The 8,802-nt window shown below is 63.1% G+C and carries 10 protein-coding genes and 1 pseudogene; 2 read left to right on the forward strand and 9 right to left on the reverse strand.

Annotated elements, in window-relative coordinates; translation table 11 throughout:
• A partial coding sequence (locus BGI27_RS16755; RefSeq protein WP_141239830.1) for a transposase occupies positions 1 to 107 on the reverse strand: 107 nt, incomplete at its 3' end.
• A 63-nt stretch (positions 108 to 170) separates the two neighbouring features.
• On the opposite strand from BGI27_RS16755, the gene BGI27_RS16760 reads away from it, so the two are divergent.
• Positions 171 to 488 (forward strand): hypothetical protein, encoded by a 318-nt coding sequence (locus BGI27_RS16760; protein ID WP_223871882.1) that lies wholly within the window; start codon positions 171 to 173, stop codon positions 486 to 488.
• 69 nt (positions 489 to 557) lie between these two features.
• Here the strand turns inward: BGI27_RS16760 and BGI27_RS16765 are convergent, their stop codons facing one another.
• Complete coding sequence (locus BGI27_RS16765) at positions 558 to 1,244, reverse strand: DNA-binding protein (protein WP_095525941.1); 687 nt, start codon at positions 1,242 to 1,244, stop codon at positions 558 to 560.
• A 96-nt stretch (positions 1,245 to 1,340) separates the two neighbouring features.
• On the reverse strand, positions 1,341 to 1,484 hold the full coding sequence (locus tag BGI27_RS16770) for a hypothetical protein (protein WP_170943092.1): 144 nt from the start codon (positions 1,482 to 1,484) through the stop codon (positions 1,341 to 1,343).
• 221 nt (positions 1,485 to 1,705) lie between these two features.
• Between BGI27_RS16770 and BGI27_RS16775 the strand changes: the two genes are divergently transcribed.
• Positions 1,706 to 3,385 (forward strand): ABC-F family ATP-binding cassette domain-containing protein, encoded by a 1,680-nt coding sequence (locus tag BGI27_RS16775; RefSeq protein WP_095525942.1) that lies wholly within the window; start codon positions 1,706 to 1,708, stop codon positions 3,383 to 3,385.
• A gap of 108 nt (positions 3,386 to 3,493) precedes the next feature.
• On the opposite strand, the gene BGI27_RS16780 is transcribed toward BGI27_RS16775, so the two are convergent.
• From BGI27_RS16780 to BGI27_RS16805, 6 genes and pseudogenes are all read right to left on the reverse strand, one after another.
• Positions 3,494 to 4,414: an SMP-30/gluconolactonase/LRE family protein gene (locus tag BGI27_RS16780; RefSeq protein WP_095525943.1), complete on the reverse strand. Its 921-nt coding sequence runs from the start codon at positions 4,412 to 4,414 to the stop codon at positions 3,494 to 3,496.
• Positions 4,411 to 5,931, reverse strand: a complete 1,521-nt coding sequence (locus tag BGI27_RS16785; RefSeq protein ID WP_095525944.1) for a tripartite tricarboxylate transporter permease — start codon at positions 5,929 to 5,931, stop codon at positions 4,411 to 4,413. Before BGI27_RS16785 ends, BGI27_RS16780 begins: the two co-directional genes overlap by 4 nt.
• 12 nt (positions 5,932 to 5,943) lie before the next feature.
• Positions 5,944 to 6,447: a tripartite tricarboxylate transporter TctB family protein gene (locus BGI27_RS16790; protein ID WP_095525945.1), complete on the reverse strand. Its 504-nt coding sequence runs from the start codon at positions 6,445 to 6,447 to the stop codon at positions 5,944 to 5,946.
• A gap of 103 nt (positions 6,448 to 6,550) precedes the next feature.
• A complete protein-coding gene (locus BGI27_RS16795; protein ID WP_095525946.1) occupies positions 6,551 to 7,516 on the reverse strand; it encodes a tripartite tricarboxylate transporter substrate binding protein in 966 nt (321 codons plus the stop codon).
• An 86-nt stretch (positions 7,517 to 7,602) separates the two neighbouring features.
• Complete coding sequence (locus BGI27_RS16800; RefSeq protein ID WP_095525947.1) at positions 7,603 to 8,241, reverse strand: 2-dehydro-3-deoxy-6-phosphogalactonate aldolase; 639 nt, start codon at positions 8,239 to 8,241, stop codon at positions 7,603 to 7,605.
• Positions 8,238 to 8,738 (reverse strand): annotated as a pseudogene (locus tag BGI27_RS16805) (2-dehydro-3-deoxygalactonokinase); the annotation flags it as partial. The gene BGI27_RS16800 and the pseudogene BGI27_RS16805, both read right to left, overlap by 4 nt.
• Between the last annotated feature and the right edge of the window lie 64 nt (positions 8,739 to 8,802).

Genomic DNA, 8,802 nt, shown 5'->3' on the forward strand with positions numbered 1-8,802 from the left:
ATGCTCACATCCAGTCGCCCGGCAACGTCCGCAACGCTATGTCCGCGATCGGTCACTTGCTTGACCGCTTCAATCTTGAACTCTTCCGTGTATCGCTTGCTACTCATAGACACCTCCACTTGGTTGCCAGCTTAAGGCTTCGAAGTGTCTAGTGAACCGGGGGCGATTCAGTGCTGTGGCATCGTGCCACGCATATCGTCTGGCTCAACTTCGGCCGCGCCACGGTGTTTTCCCGCCTGCTCTGGCGCACCCTCAGCCGTTTTCTGATGCGCACGGAGCTATTTAACGGCAATCGAGAATCCCTGCGCATGGCTTTCCTGTCCAGGGAGTCCGTACTCCTTTGGTCGCTCACCACCTTCACCCGGAATCGGATCAGGTATTCCGCCCTTCGCAAGGATCCGAAGTTTGCGCATCTGCAGTGGACGGAGATCACCAGACCGTCGCAAACCGGCGCCGTCATCAGCGCTTTCGAAAGTCGCGACGTCTGACCCGAGATTCAGAGGCTGCGGAATGCAATGCGGTCCGCAGGTGTCACCCGGGTTCAGGCCGGCAACTGGTCAGATGCGCTGGGCGTCGAGTTCGGCGCGCAGGGCTTTGACTTCGCTGGCGAGGTTGTCACGGGCAGTGGTTGCGCCGACCAGTTCCATCTCGATGGCGAGGCGTGCGTCGGATTGGGCTGCGGAAGCGGCGAGGTTCTGTTCCAGCTGGCGGCGCAGCTCGGTGATCTGGGCATCCTTGCCGTCGATGGCGAGCTGGTCCTTGGCCTTGCCGACCAGGGCTTCGGTGGCCACATCGCGTGCGTGGCGCAGCTCCACGGTCAGGCGGTTGATCTGTTCGTCGCGCTCGGCCAGTTTCGCCAGCGCCTGATCACGTACTTGCGTCAGTTGTTCGAGTTGCGCGCGCAGCTCGCTCTGCCCGCCCTCCAGTTGCTCGTTCAGTGCCAGCAACGAGGCCAGATCGCCATCGGCCTGCTCCAGGCCGCTACGCAAACCCGATCTGGCGGATTCCGCCAGTTGCTGCGCCCAGCTCATGAGGGCGGTAGTCACTGCCTCAGGAATCGCCATGCTGGCTTCAGCCGCCGGGGTCTGGCTGGCACGCCAGGCCGCGAGGTGCCGATGCAGGGCCTGCAGGGAAGCTACGCCCAACGCATCGTGCAACGCCCCCACCGTGACGGGCTGACCACCCTCCACCATGCGAACGGCTGCGGCGGCAACTTCCTCATACGTGACTTCTTGAGCTGACATGACGGATTCCAGAAAGCGGGAGTTCGATCTTAGAGCATCCGTCCTGATTCCTGCGCCAGACTTCATTGACGCGACACAAGCCCGCTACAGACACAGTCACAATTCATCATCGCCACTCACTCGCCCATCCTGCTGGCTTATCCGGGCGCCCGGATCTATCAGTTCGACGACTCGGGCATCCACGAGGTCGCCTACGAAGAGACCGAACATTACGCGATCACCCGAGACTTCCTGAACCATCACCAGAGACGGCTGGAGCAGTTGCTCGAAGAGGACGAATGAGCGACACAGGCGCAAACAGCGTCTTGCGCTCCGGATACTCCCACTCCTTCGCCACAGGAATTATCACGCGGCGCGTACCCGCGTGCAGGGCAAGCGGCTATCATGCCGGCCTTCCCCCAAGGGTCCGGCAATGATTGTTTGCCGGAAAACCCACTTACGCGCACAGCGCGTTCCTATCGATGATTTCCGTCAAGAATGTCACGCTGCGTCGCGGCGTCAAGGTCGTGCTCGACCAGGCCTCAGTCACGTTTGCTCCCGGTGAGAAAATCGGCCTGGTAGGCCGCAACGGCGCAGGCAAATCCTCCTTCTTCGGCCTGCTCAACGGCACGCTGCACGAAGACAGCGGCGAGTTCTCCATTCCCACGCAATGGCGCATGGCCCAGGTGGCGCAGGACATGCCCGAAACCAGCCAGAGCGCGACCGATTTCGTGATCGAGGGGGACGTCGCCTTGCTGGCCGCCCAGCAGGAAGTCACCGCTGCCGAGGCGAGCGATGACGGCATGCGCATGGCGCACGCCTACATGGCGCTGCACGATGCCGGCGCCCACGATGCGCCCGCCCGTGCCCAGGCACTGATCCAGGGGCTGGGCTTCACCGCGGCCCAGCTCGATCAGCCGGTCAACAGCTTCTCCGGTGGCTGGCGCATGCGCCTGCTACTCTCGCGCGCGCTGATGTGCCCGTCGGACCTGCTGCTGCTCGATGAGCCCACCAACCACCTGGATCTCGATGCGCTGGTCTGGCTCGAAGCCTGGCTCAAGCGCTATCAGGGGACCATGGTGGTGATCAGCCATGACCGCGAATTCCTCGATGCGGTGACCCAGGTCACGGTGCACGTCGATAATGCCAAGCTCGTGCGTTATGGCGGCAACTACAGCAAGTTCGAAGAGATGCGTGCCGAGCAGATGGCGCTGCAGACGGCTGCGATGGCCAAGCAGGCAGACAAGATCGCGCATTTGCAGAAATTCATCGACCGCTTCAAGGCCAAGGCCAGCAAGGCCAAGCAGGCACAGAGCCGGGTCAAGGCCCTTGAACGCATGGAGAAGGTCGCTCCCGTGCTGGCGGATGCCGAATTCAGCTTTGAATTCAGGGAGCCGCAAAACCTGCCCAACCCGATGCTGTCGATGCTCGACGCCAGCTTTGGCTATCCGCCACCGGAAGATGCAGCCGAGGGCACACCGCCCATCACCATCGTGCAGCACATCAACCGTTCGGTGCTGGCCGGGCAGCGCATCGGCATTCTCGGTGCGAACGGTCAGGGCAAATCCACACTGGTAAAGACCGTGGCGCATGCGCTGGTGCCGACGCATGGCGAGATCAGCGAGGGCAAGGGCCTGAATATCGGCTACTTCGCCCAGCAGGAGCTGGACGTGCTGCGCCCGCACGATACCCCGATGGAGCACATGATCCGGCTCGCGAAAGACACGCCGGCCCATATGCGCGGCCCGGGCCAGAGCGGTACCGAGCAATCACTGCGGACCTATCTCGGCACCTTCAACTTCGGTGGCGACATGGTGCATCAACCGGTCGGCACCATGAGCGGCGGCGAGAAGGCGCGGCTGGTGCTGTGCATGATCGTCTGGCAGCGCCCGAATCTGCTCCTGCTCGATGAGCCGACCAACCACCTGGATCTGGCCACGCGCGATGCGCTGGGCATGGCGCTCAACGAGTTCGAGGGCACGGTGATGCTGGTCAGCCATGACCGTGCCTTGCTGCGTGCGGTGTGCGACGAGTTCTGGCTGGTATCGAAAGGCTCTGTCGAACCTTTCGAAGGCGATCTGGACGACTATCAGCAGTTCCTGCTCGACGAAGCCAGACGTGTTCGGGAGGAAGCCAGCGCCGCCGCCAGAAAGGCACGCTGATTCAGCGCAACGTCATTCCTGTTCACGCAGGAGTCCGGAATCTCAGGATGCGCATGGCGCACCCTGCGAGCGAGGTCTGCTCACACTCAGACACCCCGCAACCGGTGCTCAACCCGCCAGGCGTGGCTCCGCAATCCCCTGCGCCCCGGGGCGGAACATCAGCAGGCGGCCCCCTTCAGGGTCGCCGGCCAGATCCTCGGGGCCACGGCTGAGCGAGGTCACCATCAGGGTGCGCATGTCCTCCCCGCCAAAGGCACACATGGTCGGCTTGAGCATCGGCGTCTTCCACACCTGATCTAGCACGCCCCCAGGCGTGAAGCGCTTGATGCAGCCTTCGTCGAGACAGCAGATCCAGTAACAGCCCTCGGTATCCACTGCCGCACCATCAGGCCGCCGCACCATGTCGCGCATGTCGCGCATGTCGACGAACACACGCCGCGAATGCGCACGGCCTTCGGCGATGTCGTAATCCCAGGCCCAGACCATGCGGACGTTGCGGTGCGTGTCGGAGCTGTAAAAGGTTTTGCCGTCCGGGCTGAAGGCCGAACCATTGGGGATGACGTAGCCCCCTTCCATACATTGCAGGCCATCGGCACGCTTGTAGCAATACCAGTTGCCGGCGGGGCTGGCGAGCGAGATATCCATCACCATGCTGGAAACCCACAGCCGGCCCTGGCGATCGCAGCGGCCATCGTTGAAACGCATGCCGGGCTGTGCATGCGTCACGCTGGCGAGCCGCCGCTGCAGCGCCTGGCCCCCCTCCTCCGGCAGATCCACATCGAAGATGCCGGAAACGCAACTGCAGGTGAGCCCGCCATCGGCACGCAGCACCATGCAGCCCAGATGCTCGTCGACAGACCACTGCCGCAGCACGCCGCTGGCAGGATCGAGCCTGTGGATGCTGCGCGCAGGCAGATCGATCCAGTACCAGCAGCCCTGCTCCGCATGCCAGACAGGCCCTTCGCCGCAGGCATTGCGCAGCGGGATGCCCAGCAGCGCCTCATGCCTGACTTCCAGGACACTCGTCATTGCGCGGCCTCCATCTGCGGCACGGGCTCGACCGGTGTACGCGCAGCCTTGCGACGACGCAGCAATGGCAGGAACAGCGTGAAAAGAGCCACCAATAGCAGCCCGGCCGTGATCGGCCGCGTATAGAGGAAATCGTAGCTGCCATTGGAGAGCGACAGCGCCCGGCGGAAATTTGCCTCGGCCATCGGTCCCATGATCAGTGCCAGCACTACCGGAGATGCCGGATATTCCCACTTCTGCATGAAGTAGCCGACCACACCGGCAGCCAGCATGATGCCGACATCGAACATGCTGTTATTCAGCGCATAGGTGCCGACGATGCACAGCGCCAGGATTACCGGCGTGAGCACTGCCTTGGGCAGTTGCAGGATGCGCCCCATGAAGCGTAGCGACCCAAGCCCCATGACGAGCATGAAGACGTAGCAGATCAACATGCCGGCAAACAAGGTGAACACCATGTCTGCATGTTCGCGGAACAACAGCGGACCAGGCTGAAGCCCTTGCAAGGTGAGTGCCCCCAACATCACTGCGGTGACGGCGTCGCCCGGAATACCCAACGTCAGCATGGGCAACAATGCGCCTCCGGTACAGCCATTGGCGCCGGACTCACAGGCCGCAACGGCAGACAGTTCGCCTTTACCGAAATTCTCGGGTGTCTTGGAAAAGCGCTTGGTCTCGTTGTAAGCGACGAAGGCCGCGATATCCGCACCCGCACCGGGAATCGAGCCGATCAGTACCCCCAGACCAGTGGAACGCAGCACCGTGGCGAGCATGCGCTTGTAAGTGCTCCAGGGAGGAATGATGCGCCCCAATGCGGCAGCCACCGCCTTGCGGACATTTCGATCTTCCATGGCCTTGAAAGCTTCCGCCGTGGCGAACAACCCGATCATTACCGGAATGAAAGGCACGTTGAATAGCTCGGTGAAGCCGGCCGTATAACGCGGGAAGCCCCCCATGGGATCCATGCCTACCGTGGCGATCAACAAGCCCAGGAAGCCGGCAATCAAGCCTTTCACCACGGAAGTACCCGAGATGCTGGCAATGATTGACAGACCAAAAACGGCGAGCGCAAAAGTCTCAGATGCGGAGAACTCCAGCGCGATGCCCGCCAGCAGCGGCGCCATGAAGATCAGCACGATCACGCTGAGCGTGCCACCGATGAAGGAAGAGAAAGTGGCAGTACCCAGCGCAATGCCGGCCATGCCCTTCTTCGTCAGCTCGTAGCCGTCCATAGCCGTCGCAGCGGCAGCGGGCGTGCCCGAAATTTTCAACAGGATGGCGGTGACGGAGCCGCCGTAGATCCCGCCGAAAAAAACCCCGGAGATCATCAACAGGCCGGAAACCGGATCCATGCCAAAGGTAAAGGGCAGCAGGATGGCAACCCCCATGGTGGCCGTCAGCCCCGGCAAGGCACCGATGACGATGCCGAGTGCGACGCCAAGTGCCGCCAGCAGCAAGGCCGTGGGATGAGAGAACAGATTCTGGAAACCCGTGAGAAGCAGGCTGAGTTCGTTCATAACGGCACCCCGTCAGGACAGCAATTGCTCGAACAAACCACCCACCGGCAGCGGTACGTTCAGGCTGAAAGAAAAGAGCGCATACAACAATCCGGTGATGAAGATCGCCACCAGCGGCGTGAAAAGACGATGGCGCCACCCCATCATCCACATCAGTCCAGTCAGGTAGATCACGGAGCTGAGGCCGTAGCCGATCCACTCCATGACAAGGATGCACAGTGCCGTGGCGATCACGCCGATCACCACGCAGACGTAACCCAGGCGATCCACAGGCTTGCCCGCAGGCGGAGCAGGCCGCCGCAGAGCGCCCGTCATCATGATCAAGCTCAGCAAGATCAGTGCGCAGGCATAGATGACAGGAAAGCGGGCGGGCCCCACATCGGTCACCAGATTGGTGGATGGAAAACCTTGTGCGGTCACGATCGCCAGCACCGCCACCATGATCAGGATGCAGCCGACGACAAGATCGGCCATGCGCGGCACGGCACTGCCGGCCGAAGAAGGAGCTTGGGTCATACCGTATCTCCATCGAGCAGGAAGAAAACCTGTGCGTAGCGCCGCCTTCCGGCCGCGCGGGGCGGACGGAAAGGGCGCGAACAGGTCAGGAGAGGAAAGCCGCTTACCTGGCCAGACCGATCTTGGTCATCATGTCCTTGAAGAACAGGTTGTCCTTGTCCATCGCAGCCTTGAAAACGGCGCTGTCGGCGTATGCCCAGGTCAGGTTCATCTTGCTCAGGGTTTCGCGGAATGCCGGATCTTCAGCCGTCTTCTTCGAGGCTTCGCGCAGGACATTGACAACCGCTTGCGGCGTCTTCTTCGGCACTACGATGCCGCGCCAGGTGTAGATCGAAACGTCGACACCCTTTTCCTTCAGCGTGGGTACATCAGGGAAAGCCTTGGCCCGCTCGTCAGCTCCCACGGCAAGGATGCGCAACTTGCCGGCAGCCACATGGGCGATCACCTCGGCCGGGCTCACCGACACGGCTTCGATGTGCTTGCCCAGCAGCGCGGTGACGGCAGGGTTGGCGCCGTCATAGGGGATGTGGTTGAAAGTCAGCCCGGTTTTCTCTTCGATGGCCTCGGCCGCGATGTGCCAGATAGCGCCGGTGCCGGAGTTGCCGATACGCACCTTGCCCGGATTGGCCTTGGCGTAGGCCAGGAATTCATCGATCGTCTTCCAGGGCGCTTCGGCATTCACGGTAATGGCCGTGGGTTCGGCATTCAGGCGGGCAATCGGGATGTAATCGTCCACGGTGAAGCGGGCCACGCCCATGTGCGGCAGCATGGCGATTTCCACCGTGCCCATGCCGATCTTGTAGCCATCGGGGCGGGACGCCATGATCTCGGTGAGCCTCACGGCACCGGCGCCGCCGGTCTTGTTGACCACGCCGATTGCCTGCGGCAGATATTTCTTGGCCGCGTCGGCATAGGCACGAGCAACCAGATCGGTGCCGCCACCCGCGGCGTAAGGAACGATCAGCTCGATTTGTTTGGTGGGATAGTCGGCGGCCTGGGCTACGCCGCCTGCGAGAAGCACGGCCGAAAGGCCCAGCATCAGCTTGGAAAAGGTACGACGAGTCTTCATTGCAACCTCCTTTGGTTGAGCGGTGCCTCGAGGGCAAAGGTCCGGGCGGCTCTGCGTCCGCTGGTGACCGGGGGAAGGAATTCAGTTCATGACGCTCTCCAGGCTGCGACGAAGCGGCGGGCGCGTTCGCCCAGCTCGGCCACCGTCGTGCCCTTGCCATACAGGGCCGAGCCCAGGCCGAAACCGGCAACGCCGGCAGCACGCCACGTGGCCAGTGTTTCGGGGCTGACGCCGCCCACCGGCAGCACGCGCGCCGAGGCCGGCAGCACCGCGCGCAGCGCCTTCACCGTGGCCGGGCCGGCCTGCTCGGCCGGGAACAGCTTGAGTGCCGTGGCGCCGGCCGCGAGTGCGGCGAAAGCCTCGCTGGGCGTGAAGAAACCGGGCAGGCTCACCAGACCGGCAGCCTTGGCGGCGGCGATCAGCACGGGATCGGTATGCGGTGTCACCATCAGGTCGGCGCCGATGTCGGCCAGCTGTCGCACCTGGGCCGCGCTCATCACCGTGCTGGCGCCCACCAGCACTTCGGGCGGCAGCACCTGGCGCATGGTGGCAATGCTGGTGAAGGGGTCCGGAGAGTTCAAGGGCACCTCGATCAGCCGGAAACCGGCCTCAAGCAAGGTCTGCGCGGCGGCCTCGGCATCTTCCGGCGGCAAGCCGCGCAGAATGGCGACCAGGGGCAGACTCTGCATGGCGGCCTCGAAACGGGCCAGACGTGCCTCATTCATGATGCGGACTCCTCAAGGCGTGTGTACAGCAGGCCAGCTGCACGCGCGAAATCGAACAACCCGGCTGGCGCGGTATTGCCCAGCACAGCTGCAGGGAATGCGCCAAGCACGGCCAGCGCCTCTTCGTAGCGCTGGCACAGCGCACCATCGCCAATCAGGATCAGGGCCTGCTCCTGCCCTGCGCCGTGCAGCCGGGCCAGGCCGGATACCAGCTCGTTGCCGATCAGCAGGCCGGAGAGGTAATCCTTCAGCGCGGACCCCGGGTAACGCCCGGTGAGGCCCAGCGTACGCACGGCAAACAACTGGTGACTGAGTGCGCCAGGGCCGCCGTCGCGAGCAACATTGATGCCGGCCACGAAGGCTTCCTGCGCCTGCTCCGACGTTGCGACCCCGGTGGAGAAGAGACGGCCGAGAATGCTGTGCTGCGCCAGCACCGCGAACAGCTCGCCGGTCATGTAGGTGGCGAATCCCTGTACGCACCCCTGCCGGATCTGCGCCCATTTCGAATGGCGCTGTTGGAGTTAGCTGTTGAGTCTCCATCGCCCGGCCGCCTCGTTGAGG

This window comes from Candidatus Dactylopiibacterium carminicum, from assembly GCF_014736495.1.
GTDB classification, from domain to species: domain Bacteria; phylum Pseudomonadota; class Gammaproteobacteria; order Burkholderiales; family Rhodocyclaceae; genus Uliginosibacterium; species Uliginosibacterium carminicum.